This window comes from Escherichia sp. E3659 (assembly GCF_005781135.1).
GTDB lineage: Bacteria > Pseudomonadota > Gammaproteobacteria > Enterobacterales > Enterobacteriaceae > Escherichia.
In genome coordinates, this window is record NZ_VATQ01000015.1 from 252,314 (window position 1) to 270,805 (window position 18,492).

Annotated in this window: 17 protein-coding genes; 11 read left to right on the top strand and 6 right to left on the bottom strand. The window is 47.7% G+C overall.

Features of this window, described 5'->3' with window-relative positions; translation table 11 throughout:
- Nucleotides 1–95 precede the first annotated feature (95 nt).
- Nucleotides 96–332, bottom strand: a complete 237-nt coding sequence (locus FEK47_RS13245; protein ID WP_128248607.1) for a DUF1435 domain-containing protein — start codon at nt 330–332, stop codon at nt 96–98.
- Nucleotides 333–472: 140 nt separating this feature from the next.
- Between FEK47_RS13245 and fhuF the strand changes: the two genes are divergently transcribed.
- Entirely contained in the window at nt 473–1,261 is a 789-nt protein-coding gene (fhuF, locus tag FEK47_RS13250; RefSeq protein ID WP_135486705.1) for a siderophore-iron reductase FhuF, read from the top strand.
- A gap of 37 nt (nt 1,262–1,298) precedes the next feature.
- Here the strand turns inward: fhuF and bglJ are convergent, their stop codons facing one another.
- Both bglJ and FEK47_RS13260 read right to left on the bottom strand, forming a co-directional pair.
- A complete protein-coding gene (gene bglJ / locus FEK47_RS13255; protein ID WP_130204762.1) occupies nt 1,299–1,976 on the bottom strand; it encodes a DNA-binding transcriptional activator BglJ in 678 nt (225 codons plus the stop codon).
- The gene (locus tag FEK47_RS13260) at nt 1,934–2,659 is read right to left on the bottom strand and encodes a response regulator transcription factor (protein WP_130216547.1); all 726 of its coding nucleotides are present in this window, start codon (nt 2,657–2,659) and stop codon (nt 1,934–1,936) included. Before FEK47_RS13260 ends, bglJ begins: the two co-directional genes overlap by 43 nt.
- Nucleotides 2,660–3,288: 629 nt before the next feature.
- Here FEK47_RS13260 and FEK47_RS13265 point away from each other — a divergent pair.
- The 6 genes from FEK47_RS13265 (at nt 3,289) to opgB (ending at nt 8,998) form a co-directional block, all read left to right on the top strand.
- Nucleotides 3,289–4,059 (top strand): threonine/serine exporter ThrE family protein, encoded by a 771-nt coding sequence (locus tag FEK47_RS13265; protein ID WP_135486741.1) that lies wholly within the window; start codon nt 3,289–3,291, stop codon nt 4,057–4,059.
- Complete coding sequence (locus FEK47_RS13270) at nt 4,050–4,523, top strand: threonine/serine exporter (protein WP_130216551.1); 474 nt, start codon at nt 4,050–4,052, stop codon at nt 4,521–4,523. The genes FEK47_RS13265 and FEK47_RS13270 overlap by 10 nt, the downstream gene beginning before the upstream one ends.
- A gap of 106 nt (nt 4,524–4,629) precedes the next feature.
- Nucleotides 4,630–5,169, top strand: coding sequence for a primosomal protein DnaT (dnaT, locus tag FEK47_RS13275; protein WP_138183207.1), 540 nt, complete (start codon nt 4,630–4,632; stop codon nt 5,167–5,169).
- Between the two features lie 2 nt (nt 5,170–5,171).
- Nucleotides 5,172–5,909 carry a DNA replication protein DnaC gene (gene dnaC / locus FEK47_RS13280; RefSeq protein ID WP_130216555.1) on the top strand — a complete coding sequence of 246 codons (738 nt, stop codon included), beginning with the start codon at nt 5,172–5,174 and terminating at the stop codon, nt 5,907–5,909.
- Between the two features lie 48 nt (nt 5,910–5,957).
- Nucleotides 5,958–6,452 (top strand): DUF2501 domain-containing protein YjjA, encoded by a 495-nt coding sequence (gene yjjA / locus FEK47_RS13285; RefSeq protein WP_130205058.1) that lies wholly within the window; start codon nt 5,958–5,960, stop codon nt 6,450–6,452.
- Nucleotides 6,453–6,706: 254 nt separating this feature from the next.
- Entirely contained in the window at nt 6,707–8,998 is a 2,292-nt protein-coding gene (opgB, locus tag FEK47_RS13290; RefSeq protein ID WP_135486706.1) for a phosphatidylglycerol--membrane-oligosaccharide glycerophosphotransferase, read from the top strand.
- A gap of 167 nt (nt 8,999–9,165) precedes the next feature.
- On the opposite strand, the gene lgoD is transcribed toward opgB, so the two are convergent.
- Complete coding sequence (gene lgoD / locus FEK47_RS13295; RefSeq protein WP_135486707.1) at nt 9,166–10,188, bottom strand: L-galactonate oxidoreductase; 1,023 nt, start codon at nt 10,186–10,188, stop codon at nt 9,166–9,168.
- A 137-nt stretch (nt 10,189–10,325) separates the two neighbouring features.
- Between lgoD and FEK47_RS13300 the strand changes: the two genes are divergently transcribed.
- The 3 genes from FEK47_RS13300 (at nt 10,326) to FEK47_RS13310 (ending at nt 14,181) form a co-directional block, all read left to right on the top strand.
- Entirely contained in the window at nt 10,326–11,231 is a 906-nt protein-coding gene (locus FEK47_RS13300; protein WP_135486708.1) for a GntR family transcriptional regulator, read from the top strand.
- Between the two features lie 150 nt (nt 11,232–11,381).
- Nucleotides 11,382–12,692: an enolase C-terminal domain-like protein gene (locus tag FEK47_RS13305; protein WP_138183208.1), complete on the top strand. Its 1,311-nt coding sequence runs from the start codon at nt 11,382–11,384 to the stop codon at nt 12,690–12,692.
- A gap of 118 nt (nt 12,693–12,810) precedes the next feature.
- Nucleotides 12,811–14,181, top strand: a complete 1,371-nt coding sequence (locus FEK47_RS13310; RefSeq protein WP_135486709.1) for an MFS transporter — start codon at nt 12,811–12,813, stop codon at nt 14,179–14,181.
- A 58-nt stretch (nt 14,182–14,239) separates the two neighbouring features.
- Here FEK47_RS13310 and tsr read toward each other — a convergent pair whose 3' ends face one another.
- Nucleotides 14,240–15,904, bottom strand: coding sequence for a methyl-accepting chemotaxis protein (gene tsr, locus FEK47_RS13315; protein ID WP_135486710.1), 1,665 nt, complete (start codon nt 15,902–15,904; stop codon nt 14,240–14,242).
- A gap of 181 nt (nt 15,905–16,085) precedes the next feature.
- Between tsr and FEK47_RS13320 the strand changes: the two genes are divergently transcribed.
- The gene (locus FEK47_RS13320; protein ID WP_130216569.1) at nt 16,086–16,949 is read left to right on the top strand and encodes a MurR/RpiR family transcriptional regulator; all 864 of its coding nucleotides are present in this window, start codon (nt 16,086–16,088) and stop codon (nt 16,947–16,949) included.
- A 9-nt stretch (nt 16,950–16,958) separates the two neighbouring features.
- On the opposite strand, the gene FEK47_RS13325 is transcribed toward FEK47_RS13320, so the two are convergent.
- Entirely contained in the window at nt 16,959–18,428 is a 1,470-nt protein-coding gene (locus tag FEK47_RS13325; protein ID WP_130216571.1) for a sodium:solute symporter family protein, read from the bottom strand.
- Nucleotides 18,429–18,492: the final 64 nt, after the last annotated feature.

Below are 18,492 nucleotides of genomic sequence, written 5' to 3' on the forward strand. Positions count from 1 at the left end.
GCTTCAGGTGTTAGTGTCCTTACGGACGTGGGGGTTCAAGTCCCCCCCCTCGCACCAATTATCTTTACTTCCTTTCTTGTTTCTTCCTTGATTTTTCATCCCTGATTCAAATTCATTAGCATCAGCATGATGCCAGCACTAAGCGCCAGGCACGATGGTAGCAAAACGTAATGCCGTAACTGTTTGTGATACAGCATCACCGGCGTCAATACTAATCCCATCAGAATGACAATCCGCCACTGATCCGGCGATAAATCCGCATACATCAGCCCTGCAATCAGCAATCCTGGCAGCAACACTCCCCAGCCACTGCCCAGCGTACGTTGCAACATGGTTTCATCTCTTTCATTGATAATGATAACCAATATCATATGATAATTTTTATCATTTGCAAGCCAGAGAAATCCCTTGCTATCGGGTAAACCTATCGCTAGGATTAGCAATCATTATCATTTAGATTACTATCACGATTATGGCCTATCGTTCCGCACCGCTCTATGAAGATGTTATCTGGCGAACGCATCTCAAGCCGCAAGATCCCACGCTTGCACAAGCGGTTCGCGCGACGATCGCCGAACATCGTGAACATTTGCTGGAGTTTATCCGTCTGGATGAACCCGCCCCGCTTAGTGCCATGACGCTGGCGCAATGGTCCTCTCCCAATGCGCTAAGTTCTCTACTGGCGGTCTATTCCGATCATATCTATCGCAACCAACCAACGATGATCCGCGAGAAGAAACCGCTGATCTCACTATGGGCGCAATGGTATATCGGCCTGATGGTGCCGCCATTAATGCTGGCGCTGCTGACGCAGGATAAAGCGTTAGATCTTTCCCCGGAACATTTCTACGTTGAGTTTCACGAAACCGGTCGTGCTGCCTGTTTCTGGGTCGATGTATGTGAAGATAAAAACGCAACATCACATTCGCCACAGCAGCGAATGGAAACGTTAATCAGCCAGGCGCTGGTTCCGGTTGTGCAGGCATTAGAAGCGACAGGTGAAATTAACGGCAAACTTATCTGGAGTAATACCGGTTATTTGATTAACTGGTATCTGACCGAGATGAAGCAGTTGCTTGGCGAGGCGTTAGTTGAATCGCTCCGCCATGCCCTGTTCTTTGAGAAAACGCTCTCCAGCGGCGAAGATAATCCATTGTGGCGCACAGTCGTGCTGCGCGACGGCCTGCTGGTGCGCCGCACTTGCTGCCAGCGTTATCGGTTACCGGATGTGCAACAGTGTGGGGATTGCACGCTGAAATAAGCACGCTGCCGGGAGGATAAACCCGGCATTAAGTAGATTAATATGGATGCAACACATTACTTGTTTCTGAAATCCGCATACATAACAGAATATCTGCCGCCTCAAGCAATCCGGCATCAGAACTGACACCCAGTTTCGACATCACATTAAATTTATGCGCGCGGATCGTTTTTATATTCCGTTTAAGCTGTTCAGCAATTTGCGTCATTGAGTAGCCACGCGACATAAACCGTAATATTTCCCTCTCCGTCGGGCTCAGCGTCCGGCTTTGATTAATATACCACTGGTTGTTCAGTCGATCGGTCGCCTGACGTACGCCATTTAATGACAGAAACAGCTCCTGGTGAAAAACATCCAGCGTTGATGCTTTACTTAACACACCATCCAAAGGAGAAGGCGATAATGAGCCAATCAACCGCGCTTCAATATCATCATCCGCAATAACCAAACGCCGGGTACGTGGAAATTTAATTGCCAGCTCAGTCAGACAAGATAATCCCTCCCTGCGCTCAGTTCTCATGGCAGAAAAAGAAAAAATGACCGCCGCAAATGAAACCCGCGACATAGCATCCTGAAAAGCCTCCTGGCTGGTATACGTATAGAGTTTATAAGGATTACCCGCAAACTTTCTGAATAAACTCTCAATCCCGATACTGCTCATGACGCACTTTTCTATGAGTGCGACATTTCTCTTCTTAATTCGGTTGTGTTCCATTCCGCGGCATCTCCATAAACAGAAGGCAAGTTAAGTTCCCTTGCCCCCTGTGCGCTATTAATCCATGCATACATCTCAGCGTTACTGTGAATTGCCAGCCGACGCATCGCACTGTTTTTTTGTGCGCTGATGGTTTTATTGCTTTTCTTAAGCAATGAAGCTATTTGGTTGATGCCCCATCCTTTACCTAACAGCCGCAGTACCTTGCGTTCAGAAAGGGTAAGAATCACGGTGCGATAACCAAATTCCTGGATTTCCGGCATTGCAGGCGAAGTCAGCATGGCGCTGATGCGATCTGCATGGACATTGCCGGAACGAACGGTCTTGACCAGATTCTCAATGGGCTCGATATCGGACAGTAACGTCGCAGTTGGACACATGAGCAGTTCCACCGCCTGAGAGTACCAGGCTCGCGAAACCATGAAAACCCAATGAATTTCCCGGTATTGTGAGATCAATGAATAGTAATGTTCACAAACAGAACGCGGGTCTTCTGTTTGTCCGGCTAAATCGGCAATAACTAACCCAGCACGACGTAATTGTAATATGGTCAGCTCCTCCGCAGAGGTGCTACTCGTTATATCGTATTCAGGGAGATGGGTCCTCATGACCTCTTTTAACCCTGCCTGCATAACGGGTATTTTACTGATAACAATTCCATTTTTGCAGCATCCTGGCAACATATATCCTCCATATCCACTGTCTATAAATTATGATGGTTTATTCAGGATATTCACCCTTCAAATGATTCCAACAAATTAATAGATTGAGCGAATAATTTATCCTTAGCATTCACTTCATATCAGTTTACCCCAGCCACACAAAAAACCCTTTGTATGTTTCAGGAGACTAGCATCAAATAATAACCTGGAAAAATACCTCTGACACATTTAAAATATCTAAATTATGTTGTTAGAAATACTTAATCAAAACCCTCAAAATCAATCAGTTTAAGATATCATTTAAAATAACGAATAAAAGTTAAATGAAACGCCTTTAGCCAGAATATCAAGAAAAAAAACCAATAAAAACTGAAGGGTATTTCTTAACAGAAACCGAAAAAAATGATTTCACCGGCCATTACTCAAACGCGTAAAAACAAAACGATAAATTCATTTTAATGATAATATTCATGGAATTATTTATTCCACTCAAAACTTGCATCGCTTCCCTTCGGCGAACTCATCACCGCAACAAGGATTAATCAGCGCAATTTTGATCTTAACCTACGTCAAAACAGCCATGCTTCGTGATACAAAAGGGGTCTCATTTTTTGAAAAATACGCAACGCGTCTATGACAAAGGGCGAGTTATGCAAACAGAGCAACAGCGAGCCGTTACACGGCTATGTATCCAGTGCGGGTTATTTCTTTTACAACATGGTGCGGAAAGTGCGTTGGTTGATGAGCTTTCCTCACGACTGGGTCGGGCGTTAGAGATGGACTGCGTCGAAAGTTCTATCTCTTCGAACGCCATAGTGCTGACCACCATTAAAGATGGTCAATGTCTGACATCTACGCGCAAAAACCACGATCGCGGCATTAATATGCATGTGGTTACTGAGGTACAACACATTGTGATTCTGGCGGAACATAAGCTGCTGGATTACAAAGGTGTTGAGAAACGTTTTAGCCAAATACATCCCCTGCGCTATCCGCGTTGGCTGGTCGCTTTGATGGTGGGACTCTCTTGCGCCTGTTTCTGTAAACTGAATAACGGTGGTTGGGACGGGGCGTTGATTACATTCTTCGCCAGTATGATCGCCATGTATATCCGCCAGCTACTGGCACAACGCCACCTCCATCCACAAATAAACTTTTGCATCACTGCCTTCGCCGCCACCACAATTTCTGGCCTCCTTCTACAACTTCCGACATTCAGTCATACGCCTACTGTGGCAATGGCGGCCAGTGTTCTTTTACTGGTGCCAGGTTTTCCGTTGATAAATGCTGTAGCCGATATGTTTAAAGGTCATATAAATACCGGGCTGGCACGCTGGGCGATTGCCAGCCTGCTGACACTGGCAACCTGCGTAGGCGTGGTGATGGCACTCACAATTTGGGGGCTACGCGGATGGGTGTAATCGAATTTCTATTAGCATTAGCGCAGGATATGATTCTCGCGGCAATCCCAGCGGTCGGCTTTGCGATGGTGTTCAACGTGCCAATCCGGGCATTACGCTGGTGTGCGCTGCTTGGCGCGATGGGTCATGGTTCGCGAATGATTTTAATGACTACCGGACTCAATATTGAGTGGTCGACGTTTCTGGCTTCGCTACTGGTCGGCACCATTGGTATTCAGTGGTCGCGCTGGTATCTGGCGCACCCGAAAGTCTTTACCGTGGCGGCTGTCATTCCGATGTTCCCGGGCATCCCGGCGTATACTGCAATGATTTCAGCGGTAAAAATCAGTCAGTTGGGTTACAGCGAGCCGTTAATGATTACCCTGTTAACTAACTTTCTTACCGCTTCATCAATTGTTGGCGCGTTATCCATCGGTCTTTCCGTTCCTGGATTGTGGTTGTACCGCAAGCGCCCCCGCGTATAAAATTGCCTCGCTTAAAGCACATGGATGAGAGGCTGCCTGGCCTCATCCGTGTGTTACTATAAAAGTAATCTCCCTTCTCGTTCATCGTTCCATATTGAGAAACAGTATGTCCTCCAGAGTTTTGACCCCGGACGTCATTGGTATTGACGCCCTGGTACACGATCACCAAACCGTTCTGGCAAAAGCAGAAGGCGGCATGGTTGCCGTATTTGCCAACAATGCCCCGGCGTTTTATGCCGTTACGCCCGCGCGTCTTGCTGAACTGCTGGCGTTGGAAGAAAAACTGACGCGTCCGGGAAGTGACGTGGCCCTGGACGATCAACTCTATCAGGAACCGCAAGCCGCCCCCGTTGCCGTACCCATGGGCAAATTCGCCATGTACCCAGACTGGCAACCCGATACCGACTTTATCCGTCAGGCGGCATTATGGGGCGTGGCGCTAAAAGAACCGGTGACCGCCGAAGAACTGGCGTCATTTATTGCTTACTGGCAGGCGGAAGGCAAAGTCTTCCATCATGTGCAGTGGCAACAAAAACTGGCGCGCAGCCTGCAAATAGGTCGTGCCAGCAATGGCGGATTAACGAAACGAGATGTGAACACAGTCAGTGAACCTGACAGCCAAATTCCACCGGGATTCAGAGGGTAACGATGAAAAACGTTGGCGACCTGATGCAACGTCTGCAAAAAATGATGCCAGCCCATATCAAACCCGCCTTCAAAACGGGTGAAGAACTTCTGGCATGGCAGAAAGAACAAGGGGCGCTCCGCGCCGCCGCTCTTGAGCGCGAGAATCGGGCGATGAAAATGCAGCGTACCTTTAACCGCTCTGGCATTCGTCCACTGCATCAAAACTGCTCCTTTGAGAACTATCGTGTTGAGTGCGAAGGGCAGATGAATGCGTTGAGCAAAGCGCGCCAGTATGTCGAAGAGTTCGACGGCAACATCGCCAGCTTTATCTTTTCTGGCAAGCCTGGAACTGGCAAAAACCATCTGGCGGCGGCAATCTGCAACGAACTGCTGCTACGCGGTAAGTCCGTATTGATCATCACCGTGGCCGATATTATGTCGGCGATGAAAGATACCTTCAGAAATAGCGGTACCAGCGAAGAACAACTGCTTAACGATCTGAGCAACGTTGATCTGCTGGTGATCGATGAGATCGGCGTGCAGACCGAATCGAAATACGAAAAAGTGATCATCAACCAGATCGTCGATCGCCGCTCTTCTTCCAAACGCCCGACCGGGATGCTGACCAACAGCAATATGGAAGAGATGACCAAGTTACTGGGCGAACGCGTTATGGATCGTATGCGACTGGGTAACAGTCTGTGGGTTATTTTTAACTGGGAAAGCTATCGTAGCCGGGTAACGGGTAAAGAGTATTAATCCTCCTTTCCGGCGCTATACTGCGACACAATTCCACCTTGAGTAATGATGATGAAAACTATTAAACACCTTCTGTGCTGTGCAATTGCCACCAGCGCATTAATTTCCACCGGGGTGCATGCCGCGTCCTGGAAAGATGCGCTTTCCAGCGCCGCCAGCGAACTTGGCAACCAAAACAGCACCACACAGGAAGGCGGTTGGTCGCTCGCCTCATTAACTAACCTGCTTAGTAGTGGCAACCAGGCGTTAAGCGCAGACAACATGAACAATGCCGCAGGCATTTTGCAATACTGCGCGAAGCAAAAGCTGGCTTCCGTTACCGATGCGGAAAACATCAAAAATCAGGTCCTGGAGAAGCTGGGCCTGAACAGCGAAGAGCAGAAAGAAGATACCAACTATCTGGATGGCATTCAGGGTTTGCTAAAAACCAAAGATGGTCAGCAGCTTAATCTGGACAACATCGGTACGACTCCTTTGGCTGAAAAGGTAAAAACCAAAGCCTGCGATCTGGTGTTAAAGCAAGGTCTGAACTTTATTTCCTGATCCGCATAACGCCGCGTTTTAGCTATTAAAAAGCTAACGCGGCCCTTCCCCGCTCTTTTCCCTGTTTCTGGTCGTCTTTCCCTCTGTTACACGGGAAGCTTTCTTGCGCAAAAAAGCCTGTTTATAAACTAATTCCTAACAACATCGCATTTTTTTGACACTAGAATTGCAGCTATATGGCAGCACCATTACATTGTGTTTCTCAAAAAATCTTAAACATCGGCTAACCGGCCTGTTTTAGTGAGGATCGCCCGTTGTCAGAACTATTCTCTTTCGCCCTATTTCTCGCCTCTGTGCTGATCTACGCATGGAAAGCGGGACGTAACACCTGGTGGTTTGCCGCCACGTTAACGGTACTGGGGTTATTTGTCGTTTTAAACATTACCCTGTTTGCCAGTGACTATTTTACTGGCGACGGCATTAACGACGCGGTGCTCTATACCTTAACTAACAGCCTGACCGGTGCTGGCGTCAGCAAATATATCCTGCCGGGAGTGGGTATCGTGCTGGCACTGGCGGTAGTTTTCGGCGCGCTGGGCTGGATCCTACGCCGACGCCGTCATCATCCTCACCATTTTGGCTACAGCCTGCTGGCGCTCTTACTGGCGCTGGGTTCTGTGGACGCCAGCCCGGCGTTTCGCCAGATAACGGAGCTGGTAAAATCCCAGTCACGCGACGGCGATCCTGACTTTGCGGCTTATTATAAAGAACCGTCGAAAACCATCCCTGCCCCCAAACTTAACCTGGTTTATATCTATGGTGAGAGTCTGGAGCGGACCTATTTTGATAACGACGCTTTTCCGGACCTCACTCCCGAACTGGGCGCACTGAAAAATGAAGGGCTGGATTTCAGTCATACTCAACAACTGCCAGGAACGGATTACACTATCGCGGGCATGGTGGCGTCTCAGTGCGGGATTCCACTGTTTGCCCCGTTTGAAGGTAACGCCTCTGCCTCGGTTTCTAGCTTCTTCCCGCAGAACATCTGTCTTGGCGATATCCTGAAAAACTCCGGTTATCAGAACTATTTTGTGCAAGGGGCTAACCTGCGTTTTGCGGGTAAAGATGTGTTCCTGAAATCACACGGTTTCGACCATTTGTATGGTGCAGAAGAGCTGAAAAGTGTGGTGGCGGATCCGCATTATCGCAACGACTGGGGATTCTACGACGATACCGTGCTGGATGAAGCGTGGAAAAAGTTTGAAGAGCTTTCCCGCTCTGGTCAGCGATTCTCACTGTTTACTCTGACGGTCGATACCCATCACCCGGATGGTTTTATCTCTCGCACCTGCAACCGCAAAAAATATGATTTTGACGGTAAGCCGAATCAGTCATTCAGCGCGGTAAGTTGCAGCCAGGAGAACATCGCGACGTTTATCAATAAAATCAAAGCGTCACCGTGGTTTAAAGATACCGTCATCGTCGTCTCATCTGACCATTTAGCGATGAACAACACGGCGTGGAAATACCTTAATAAACAGGATCGTAACAACCTGTTTTTCGTCATCCGTGGCGACAAGCCACAGCAAGAGACGCTGGCGGTGAAGCGCAACACCATGGATAACGGCGCTACAGTGCTGGATATTCTTGGTGGCGATAACTTTATCGGCCTTGGGCGTAGTAGCCTCTCTGGTCAATCCATGTCGGAAGTGTTCCTCAACATTAAAGAGAAAGTGCTGGCGTGGAAGCCCGATATCATTCGTCTGTGGAAATTCCCCACCGAGATGAAAGAGTTCACCATTGATCAGAATAAAAACATGATCGCCTTCTCGGGTACCCATTTCCGTCTGCCGCTGCTGTTACGCGTGTCGGATAAACGTGTGGAACCACTGCCAGAAAGCGAATATTCTGCACCACTGCGTTTCCAGTTGGCCGATTTCGCCCCGCGCGACAATTTCGTCTGGGTTGATCGCTGCTACAAGATGGCGCAGCTATGGGCGCCAGAGCTGGCTCTCTCCACTGACTGGTGTGTTTCCCAGGGGCAGCTTGGTGGTCAGCAAATTGTTCAACATGTTGATAAAACAACGTGGAAGGGCAAAACCGCATTTAAAGATACCGTCATCGATATGGAACGCTACAAAGGCAATGTCGATACGCTGAAGATTGTCGATAACGATATTCGCTACAAAGCCGACAGTTTCATTTTTAACGTCGCGGGTGCACCGGAAGAAGTGAAACAGTTTAGCGGGATTTCTCGTCCGGAGTCGTGGGGACGCTGGTCCAACGCGCAGCTGGGCGATGAAGTGAAAATCGAGTACAAACATCCTCTGCCGAAGAAATTTGACCTGGTGATCACCGCCAAAGCATACGGTAATAACGCCAGCCGTCCCATTCCGGTACGCGTAGGCAACGAAGAACAAACCATCATGCTGGGCAATGAAGTGACCACCACCACGCTGCATTTCGATAACCCAACCGATGCCGACACGCTGGTAATTGTTCCGCCAGAACCTGTCTCAACCAACGAAGGGAATATCCTCGGACACTCGCCGCGTAAGCTCGGCATTGGCATGGTGGAAATCAAAGTGGTGGCGCGTGAAGGGTAATCACTGACTGATTTGTAGGTTGGATAGACGCGCAAGCGTCGCATCCAACATTGAGTACATAATGCCGGATGCGACGAAAACGCCTTCTCCGACCTACAAAACATTATTGAGAAACAGAAAAAACAGCGCCCAACATTTCCCCGGGCGCTGCATGGCAACTCGCATTATCAGAAAGTAATCACGCCCTTAATCAACTCACGATTGTTAATCACATCGCGCTCATAGATTTCTGCCAGCGTGGCGAATGGATAGCGATGGGTTAACATCATGTCGGCAGTAATTTTCCCTTCCGCCATCAGCCGCCCGACTTTCGCGAAATCTTCCGGCGTGGCATTTCGGCTGCCCATCATTGTGGTTTCTTTTTTATGGAATTCCGGATCAGAGAACTGCAACTCGCCTTTAAACAGGCCAACAAATACCACCGTGCCGCCATGACGAATCAGATTAACGGCGTTATTCATCGCATGTTGATTACCTGTTGCGTCGATCACTTTCTGCGCCAGCGAACCACCAAATTGCGCCCGCAACTGGTTGTCAAAATCCTCGGCTGACGGGTCCATCACGGGCAACTCCAGACGCGTTGCCACATGCTCACGCCGCGCCGGACTGGTATCCGCCACCACCACCTGTGCGCCATCGGCTTTGGCGATTGCTGCCGCGCCCAGACCAATTGGTCCCGCCCCGACCACCAGCACCTGCTCGCCGGGAGCAATGGCTGCGCGACGCACCGCATGAGCGCTAATAGCGAAAGGTTCAATCAACGCTGCCGCCTGCGGATCAATACCATCCGCAGGCAAAATGTTCGCCACCGGCACGCTCAAATACTCACTAAAACCGCCATCCTGATGCACGCCAATGACCGAAATTTTTTCACAGCAATTGGTGCGACCGCTTTTACACGCCGGACATTCCTGACAAGAAATATACGGAATTACCGCAACTTGCTGTCCAATATTAAAATTGTGAATGTTTTTTCCTGATTCAATAATTTCCCCACATATTTCATGGCCTAAAACGCGTGGATAACTAAAAAATGGCTGATTACCTGCCCAGGCATGAATATCAGTACCACAAATCCCAACAGACTTAATTTTTATTAATGCCTCATTATCACCCGGAATAGGTATCTCGCGTTGTTTCCAGATTAATTCTTTCGGCTGCTGGCAAATTAAAACATTCATCGTAGACATGATTCGGCTCTCCATTTTTTGTTGCAATAGATATCAATGAAAATTAAAAATGGCAGCGAAACAGAAAATCTATTTTGTGAAAACACACACATAAAAATGTTTTAAATATGGTTTTAATGGACTCACAAGGAGAAAATATGAGTCGTTCGCAAAATTTACGCCACAATGTGATTAACCAGGTCATTGGTGATATGGCGCGTGGTCATATCCCTTCACCACTTCCATCGCAAAGCGCGCTGGCGGAAATGTACAACATCAGTCGCACCACAGTGCGGCATATTCTCAGCTACTTACGCGAATGCGGCGTCCTGACACAGGTTGGAAATGACCATGTTATTACGCGCAAACCTGACTACGATGATGGTTTCGCCTGCACTATCGCTTCAATGAGTGAGCAAAACAAAGTGTTTGAGCAGGCTTTTTTCACAATGATAAACCAGCGCCAGTTACGCCCTGGGGAAACTTTTTCTGAACTGCAACTGGCGCGAGCCGCGTGTGTCAGCCCGGTGGTAGTGAGGGAATACCTTTTAAAATTCGGTCGGTATAATCTTATTCAAAGCGAAAAACGCGGTCAGTGGAGCATGAAGCAATTCGATCAATCCTACGCCGAGCAGCTGTTTGAACTGCGTGAAATGCTCGAAACACATTCACTTCAGCACTTTCTTAACCTGCCTGATCATGACCCACGCTGGCTGCAGGCGAAAACCATGCTCGAACGCCATCGCCTACTACGAGACAACATCGGCAATAGCTTTCGTATGTTTTCCCAACTGGACAGAGATTTTCACTCCTTATTGCTTTCAGCCGCCGATAATATCTTTTTTGATCAATCACTTGAGATAATATCAGTCATCTTTCATTTTCATTATCAATGGGACGAAAGAGATCTTAAACAGCGAAATATCATTGCCGTCGATGAGCACATGACCATTCTCAGCGCCCTGATTTGCCGCAGTGACCTGGATGCTTTACTTGCATTACGCACACATCTCGATACAGCAAAACAGTCAATGGTTCATTCAGTAAGACAAATTTGCGATTAAATTAAAAACACATTAAATACAGAAAAATGTAAATTGCACCACATTATTATAATCAGTTCACATTTCATTGTTTTGCGCACACATAAACTGAAGACGTCTTTTAGTTTTTATATTTTTTAATAGTAAAAAAACATCAATACAGGAGTCAGTATGGCAATTACTATCAAAGATATCAGCGTTAAGGACATTCGATTTCCAACATCCAGAAATTTGGATGGTTCTGATGCAATGAATGCAATTTCTGATTACTCTGCGACTTATGTTACCTTAATTACCGATTATTCTGATGATTTAAAAGGTTATGGATTGACATTTACGATTGGACGTGGAAATGACTTATGTGTAAGTGCCGTTAAATCATTAGCAGAATTGTTTGTAATAGGACGAACTCTAGAAGATATAACAGAAAACTTTGGGCAGTTTTGGCATGAACTAGTTTCAGGAGACTGTCAGTTGCGTTGGGTAGGTCCAGAGAAAGGAGTTATTCATCTGGCCACCGCTGCAATTATTAATGCACTTTGGGACCTTTGGGCCCGTTCTCAAAATAAAACAGTCTGGAAAATGCTGGTAGACATGTCACCAGAAGAAATCGTGCGTTGCATTGATTTTACCTACATTACAGATGTATTGACTCCAGAAGAAGCCATTGCATTACTTCGCCGTTCTGAAAAAGGTAAAGCACAGCGTGAAAGAGAAATGCTTGAGGAAGGTTTCCCTGGTTATACAACCGCAGCAGGGTGGCTCGGTTACTCTGAAGAAAAAATGCGACATCTGGCACGCCAGGCTGTTGCTGATGGATGGACTCACCTGAAACAAAAAGTAGGTGCAGATCTCGAGCAGGATATCCGCAGGGCGACAATCTTACGTGAAGAACTGGGCTGGGAACGCAAACTCATGATGGATGCTAACCAAACATGGGGGGTTGATCAGGCCATTACTGCAATGAGGAAATTGGCAAAATTTGATCCTTTATGGATTGAAGAACCTACTAGCCCTGATGATATTCTTGGTCATGCTGCAATCAAATCACGCATTGGTAATATTGGTATTGCTACTGGTGAACATGCACATAACAGAGTTATGTTTAAACAATTTTTTCAGGCCAATGCAATGGATTTTTGCCAGTTAGATCCCGCGCGACTTGGTGGTTTAAACGAAGTACTCGCAGTTGTACTTATGGCCGCAAAATTCAATATTCCAGTTTGTCCTCATGGCGGAGGGGTTGGTTTGTGTCAGTATTCACTGAATATTGTTCTTTTTGACTATATCTCAGTCTCAGCAACATTGGAAAATAGAGTTCTCGAGTATGTTGACCATTTACATGAGAATTTTGAAGAACCTTTGGTTATTAAGCGAGGCCGGTATTTCCCTCTTTTACAACCAGGATATGGTGTAAAAATGAAACCAGAAACTTTGGCATGTTACTCATGGCCAGATGGTCGTGAATGGGTCAATCAATAAAAATTAAATATCTAGCAGATGCAAAATGTTTATATTTTTTCATAACAAGAGATTATCCAGTAATACATAAAGATTACTGGATAGCAAAAATGTCCACCGTTTATTCGGAAGCACAATTATGAGTCAAACTGATGATGAAATTGTTGTCAACTCTGCAGTGCGAAAGTCAATAATAAGACTTCTACCTTTCTTAGCTCTTATGTACGTCATGGCTTATCTGGATCGTGCCAACATTGGTTTTGCTAAGGATGCTTTTCAGGTCGACACGGGATTAAGTAACGCTGCTTATGCATTTGGTGCCGGCGTATTTTTCATTGGATATGCGATTTTTGAAGTCCCCAGCAACATATTTTTATACAAAGTGGGAGCTCGCTTGTGGCTTTCACGAATCATGTTCACATGGGGACTTATTTCAGCAGCGATGATGTTCGCCCATACGGAAAAAACATTTATCATTTTGCGTTTTTTCTTGGGTGCTTCGGAAGCAGGATTCATGCCGGGCGTTATGTTATATCTAACATTTTGGTTCCCTCTTAATATACGAGCAAAAGTTGCGGGTTATTTTTGGTTTGGTCCACCGATTGCATTTATTCTTGGCGGCCCTATTTCTGGTGGTTTATTAACAATCCATGACCTATGGGGACTGCATAACTGGCAACTCATGTTTTTAGTCGAAGGATTATTAGCTGCGTTAGTTGGAGTAGTCGCATTTTTCTACCTGGACGATAAACCATCCGACAAACGTTGCACTTTCCTCACACCACAAGAAAAAGTAGCGCTCAGTCGCATAATGGAAATGGAGGAAAAAACAAAAATAAGTCACGGCCCTCAGGGTGTATTAAAGGCACTTTGCGATCCTCGCGTACTTTATTTATGCCTGATTTGTTTTACGATTCAAGTTGGCTCATACGGCATTGCCTTTTTTCTGCCATCACAGGTAGCAGCATTATCAGGGCAGGGAATTGGCTTTATTGTCGGTGTTTTATCCGGTATTCCATGGTTATGTGCCCTATTTGCGGCATGGTACATTCCTCATCTTTCAACAAAATTGAAAGAACGGCGTTGGATTAGCACTATTACTTTACTACTCGGAGGCTTTGGTGTTGCTTTATCAGGAATGCTTGCGGGAACGCCAATCCTGGCTTTTATCGCATTATGTATTGGATGTGCAGGTTTATTAGCCGTTCAACCTATTTACTGGACTTTCCCAACAAGCTATCTCGGTGGAGCAGCAGCCGCCTCAGGAATAGCTTTGATCAACTCACTTGGAAATCTCGGTGGATTCGTTGCTCCTAACATCCGGGTTTGGGCTGAAAATGTATTTGATTCAAATGTTGCAGGATTGTATTTACTTGGAGGTATAGCAATCATTGGTGCTCTCATGCTTGCGGGAATTTTCCAGATTGGCATCAGGCGCGATCTGGATTCATCAGATACAAAAAGCAATAAGACATCACTTACGAGTGCAAACGCATCAACAACAAAATAACTAAATAAACAACACATTGCCCGATAAGCCATCGCTTATCGGGCATTTTTCACGGCGATTAAAACGTTTCCCAGTTATCCCCGCTATCAGCGACGGCAATTTTGCGCGGCACAACCGGCAACGCTGCGTTTAACACTGGCAAAGCTTCATGCTGACGCTGTTGCGTTTGCTGTATACGGAACACCGCCACGGCTTCGGTCAGACGGCTGGCCTGCTCTTCCAGCGCGGCGGCAGCGGCGGCAGACTCTTCCACTAACGCGGCGTTCTGTTGCGTTACCCTATCCATTTCGACAACCGCTAAACCAACCTGATCAATGCCACGGCTTTGCTCATCAGAGGCTGAAGCTATTTCTCCCATAATGTCAGTAACGCGTGTTACGGCGCTGACAATCTCTGTCATGGTTTCCCCGGCACTTTCGACCTGCGTAGATCCGACATCCACTTTACCTACAGAGTCTTCAATCAGGCTTTTAATTTCACGGGCCGCCTGGGCGCTACGCTGCGCCAGGTTACGCACTTCCCCCGCAACTACCGCAAAACCACGCCCTTGCTCACCCGCGCGCGCCGCTTCAACCGCCGCGTTCAAAGCCAGAATGTTGGTCTGGAAGGCAATACCATCGATAACGCTGATAATATCGGCAATCTTCTGCGAACTGGTGGAGATATCGCGCATCGTCTGCACCACGTTATCCACTACCTTGCCGCCACGTTGCGCAGTTTCAGAAGCACTTAACGCCAGATGACTGGCCTGACGCGCGTTCTCGGCGTTCTGTTTCACCGTTGCAGTCAGTTGCTCCATGCTGGCCGCCGTCTCTTCCAGTGAAGCCGCTTGCTGCTCAGTACGTGATGAGAGATCGTTATTACCCGTGGCAATTTCGCTGACACCGCTATAAATGGCATTAGCACCGTTACGTACATCTCCGACAGTACGCATCAGTTCACCTTGCATATGGCGCAAACTCTGAGCCAGTTGTCCTACTTCGTTAGAACCATCCACCTCAATGGGTTTTACCAAATCCCCGCCAGCAATATGGCAGATGCTTTCGATCAGGCGATTCATTGGTGCTACCAGCGAGGCTTTAATACCAAACCAGACGGCCACAATGACGGCTAACACGACGATCAACACGCCCACCAGCACCCACATCGCCTGGTTGTAGGAAGCATTATTATCGCTGACGGCAATATCGTAGAGACGATCGTTTTGCTCCATATAAGCCATATACAGCTTCTCGAAACCGTCCTGATATCCCTGAGTCGGCTGCTCAAAGAACTCATTGATTTTGCCTGCGCCTAACAGCTGGATCAGCTCCGCCAGCGCATTGTGGTAAATATCGTAGTTACGTTTGATGTCCGCCGCTGCGGCTGTGCTCTGACGCGGGTCACGCGGCAATGCTTCGTAGTCCGCCCAGTTTTTTTCCGCTTGCTTCAGCGAAATACTGGCACTCTGCATCAGCTCGGCGACGGTTGAACCGCTGCCAATATTGTTCTGATCCATCATGTAGCGGATACCCGCGCGGTTGAGAGTGTTACGTGTCTGCAACAACGCGACCCAGCTGCCATTCAGCGTGGATTGCTGCTGACGAATGGTTTGTAAAACGGAGAAATTTTCTTTGTCATTTTTTAAGGCATTAAAGAACAAACCGCCTGATGTCAGTTGTAAAAGGCCAAAAACGGCCAAAACCAGCAATAAGCTGGTCACGATCTTAATACGTTTTAACATGGTTTCTCTTCCCTCCAGACCGGATACTCAGGTTGTCGGCCTGGCGGTAGAAAACTTTATGATCTGGAGCGGTGTTGAGCGTTTTTTTGTCGCTGCGTACTTACATTTTTTATGAGGGTCACACTCTGGAGCGATTTTTATGGTACAAAGTACCAGTTTTTACTGAATCAGTGATACTCCCATGGCTTATAGCATCGATATCATCTCCTGTATTACCGAGCGGTTTATGGCGTTAACCGCCACTGAAAAGCGTATCGCACAATTTATTCTTGATGACGTCTCCGCAGCCGTGGAACTGCCAATTGCCGAGCTGGCGCGGTTAACACAAACCAGCCAGGCGTCGGTGACGCGTTTTGCCCGTGCATTGGGTTGCAAAGATGTCCGCGAACTGAAAGTCAAACTGGCGCAGTCACTGGCTATCGGGCAGCGGTTTATTCTCGATGTACCGGATCTTGACGGCGTTCAGGGGATCTACGAATCAATTATCAGCGTGCTGGAAACGCATCGTCGCTCACTGGATATGAACGCCATCAGTCAGGCGGTCAGTTGGTTAAGTCAGGCGCGACAAATTCTTGCATTGGGAACGGGCGGCGGTTCTACCATCTGCTCGCAGGAGATCCAGTACCGTCTGTTCCGTCTGGGATTGCCAGTGGTCAGTCAGAACGATGCTCTCATGATGAGAATGATGTGCTCAGCCGTGATGCCGCAGGATGTGGTGATAGTTCTTTCACTCGGCGGCTATACGCCAGAAATCATCGAAAGTGCTGCTATCGCCCGTCAGTACGGCGCGCGAGTTATCGCCATTACGCCTGCACAAACACCACTGGCAGAACAGGTGGATCTGGTATTGCCGTTGCTGGTTCAGGAAAGTGATTACATTTTTAAGCCCACCCCTTCCCGTTACGCCATGCTCGCGATGATCGATGTGCTGGCAACAGAGCTGGCTATGGCAAATAAAGCGCAGGCGAAAGATCGCCTGCGGCGGATAAAACTGGCATTAGACAGCCACCGGGGTGGCGCTAACCGCCAGCCACTTGGCGATTAGCACTATTGGTTATGCCTCTTCAGGTTTGGTGATCACGACACTCTGGTTTTCACGCTCATTGGTGATAATAGCCAGAGCTTCTTCCCGGCTGATCTCGCTTGCTGGCGTTACCAGCGTCACCAGTACACCAGCGACCAGGCTTCCCAGCACTGACGGAATACACGGGTTACCCCAGTAAGCCAGCCAGTCGGCATTCATCAGCACCACAATTGACATCACCATACCGCTCACTAACGCTGCCAGCGCGCCCTGCCAGTTAAAGCGTAGCCAGAAGCGACCGAGAATCGAGCAGATAAATAGCCCGGACATCAGCATCGAAATCATTTTGGTAATGTAGCTGATGATGTCGTTAGAGGTCAGAGCAAAGACCAGCGCCAGGCCAATAACAAAGGTCAGCATCCAGCGTGAATAAGTGATTGCCTTGTTCTCCGGCGGCATTCTGCCGGTAATCATGGTGTAGACATCGCGCATCATAATCGCCACCGCTGCGATGGCATCGGAGCTGGCAGAAGACATGGTGGCAGAAAGCCCGGCAATCAGTACCACCAGGCCAAGCAATGGCGGCAGAAAACTGGTGGCGAACAAGAAGGCATAGTTACTGTTTTCCAGATTCGGGTTCATGGTGAACGCCGCCATGCCGATAATGGCAGGCAGAATCGAGAAGAACAGATACAACACGCCAGTAATAACAAACGAACGGCGTACAGAGGGAACATCTTTACCCGAGTAAATACGCTGGCGATAAGACGGTGTGGCCAGTACACCAACGCCAATAACCAGCGCCAGCGAAAGCGCAGGCAGTACGCCCATTTTATCAATCGCAAACAGGCTCATCGCTTTTGGGTCCATCGCCTGTTCAATCGCACTCCAGCCGCCAACGTGAACAACGGCAAGAATAGCCATCAATATAAAGCCAAAGAACAAAATTAAGGCCTGAATGGTGTCTGTCCACACCACCGCCGAATAACCGCCGATAATAACGTATATCGCAAAGGCTAAGGCGATAATTAATTTTGCCACAGTAAGATCAATACCTGTCGCCCAGGCAAGATACATACTGCCACCTAAAATATGTGCTCCCAGCCAGCCAATAGAAGCAATAAATATCATCAGACCGACAATATTTTTAATTAAATGACTCCCGCCAGTATAATAAGAGAGTTCTTCACTCATGGTCATAAAACGTAATTTACGTACCGGTGCAAACAGCCACGCCACCAGCAATATACCTACGGCCCCACCGACGCCATAAAGCATTCCGGCCCAGCCATTGCTGTAGCCAAAGCCCACTGCGCCCATACTGGAACCCGTGCCAACCATCGTGGCAACGGTTGAGCCCAGCGTCAGAAACAGCGGCAGCGAACGCCCGCCCAGCAGAAAATCTTCTCCGCTTTTCTGATTACGAGAAACAAACCAACCAAGCCAAATCATGGCGATGGCATAAATAATAAAGCCGACTAAAAAGATATGACTGTTCATAATTCACATCCTGCCAGTAGAGAGAAAATAATGTAAGAGTTCCCGGAGTGCTGAATGTATTCAG

What these genes read in the sequence shown, in the direction of transcription:
- FEK47_RS13245 (WP_128248607.1), bottom strand. Translation starts at nt 332, where the DNA reads ATGTTGCAACGTACGCTGGGCAGTGGCTGGGGAGTGTTGCTGCCAGGA.
- fhuF (WP_135486705.1), top strand. Translation starts at nt 473, where the DNA reads ATGGCCTATCGTTCCGCACCGCTCTATGAAGATGTTATCTGGCGAACG.
- bglJ (WP_130204762.1), bottom strand. Translation starts at nt 1,976, where the DNA reads ATGGAACACAACCGAATTAAGAAGAGAAATGTCGCACTCATAGAAAAG.
- FEK47_RS13260 (WP_130216547.1), bottom strand. Translation starts at nt 2,659, where the DNA reads ATGTTGCCAGGATGCTGCAAAAATGGAATTGTTATCAGTAAAATACCC.
- FEK47_RS13265 (WP_135486741.1), top strand. Translation starts at nt 3,289, where the DNA reads ATGCAAACAGAGCAACAGCGAGCCGTTACACGGCTATGTATCCAGTGC.
- FEK47_RS13270 (WP_130216551.1), top strand. Translation starts at nt 4,050, where the DNA reads ATGGGTGTAATCGAATTTCTATTAGCATTAGCGCAGGATATGATTCTC.
- dnaT (WP_138183207.1), top strand. Translation starts at nt 4,630, where the DNA reads ATGTCCTCCAGAGTTTTGACCCCGGACGTCATTGGTATTGACGCCCTG.
- dnaC (WP_130216555.1), top strand. Translation starts at nt 5,172, where the DNA reads ATGAAAAACGTTGGCGACCTGATGCAACGTCTGCAAAAAATGATGCCA.
- yjjA (WP_130205058.1), top strand. Translation starts at nt 5,958, where the DNA reads ATGATGAAAACTATTAAACACCTTCTGTGCTGTGCAATTGCCACCAGC.
- lgoD (WP_135486707.1), bottom strand. Translation starts at nt 10,188, where the DNA reads ATGTCTACGATGAATGTTTTAATTTGCCAGCAGCCGAAAGAATTAATC.
- FEK47_RS13300 (WP_135486708.1), top strand. Translation starts at nt 10,326, where the DNA reads ATGAGTCGTTCGCAAAATTTACGCCACAATGTGATTAACCAGGTCATT.
- FEK47_RS13305 (WP_138183208.1), top strand. Translation starts at nt 11,382, where the DNA reads ATGGCAATTACTATCAAAGATATCAGCGTTAAGGACATTCGATTTCCA.
- FEK47_RS13310 (WP_135486709.1), top strand. Translation starts at nt 12,811, where the DNA reads ATGAGTCAAACTGATGATGAAATTGTTGTCAACTCTGCAGTGCGAAAG.
- tsr (WP_135486710.1), bottom strand. Translation starts at nt 15,904, where the DNA reads ATGTTAAAACGTATTAAGATCGTGACCAGCTTATTGCTGGTTTTGGCC.
- FEK47_RS13320 (WP_130216569.1), top strand. Translation starts at nt 16,086, where the DNA reads ATGGCTTATAGCATCGATATCATCTCCTGTATTACCGAGCGGTTTATG.
- FEK47_RS13325 (WP_130216571.1), bottom strand. Translation starts at nt 18,428, where the DNA reads ATGAACAGTCATATCTTTTTAGTCGGCTTTATTATTTATGCCATCGCC.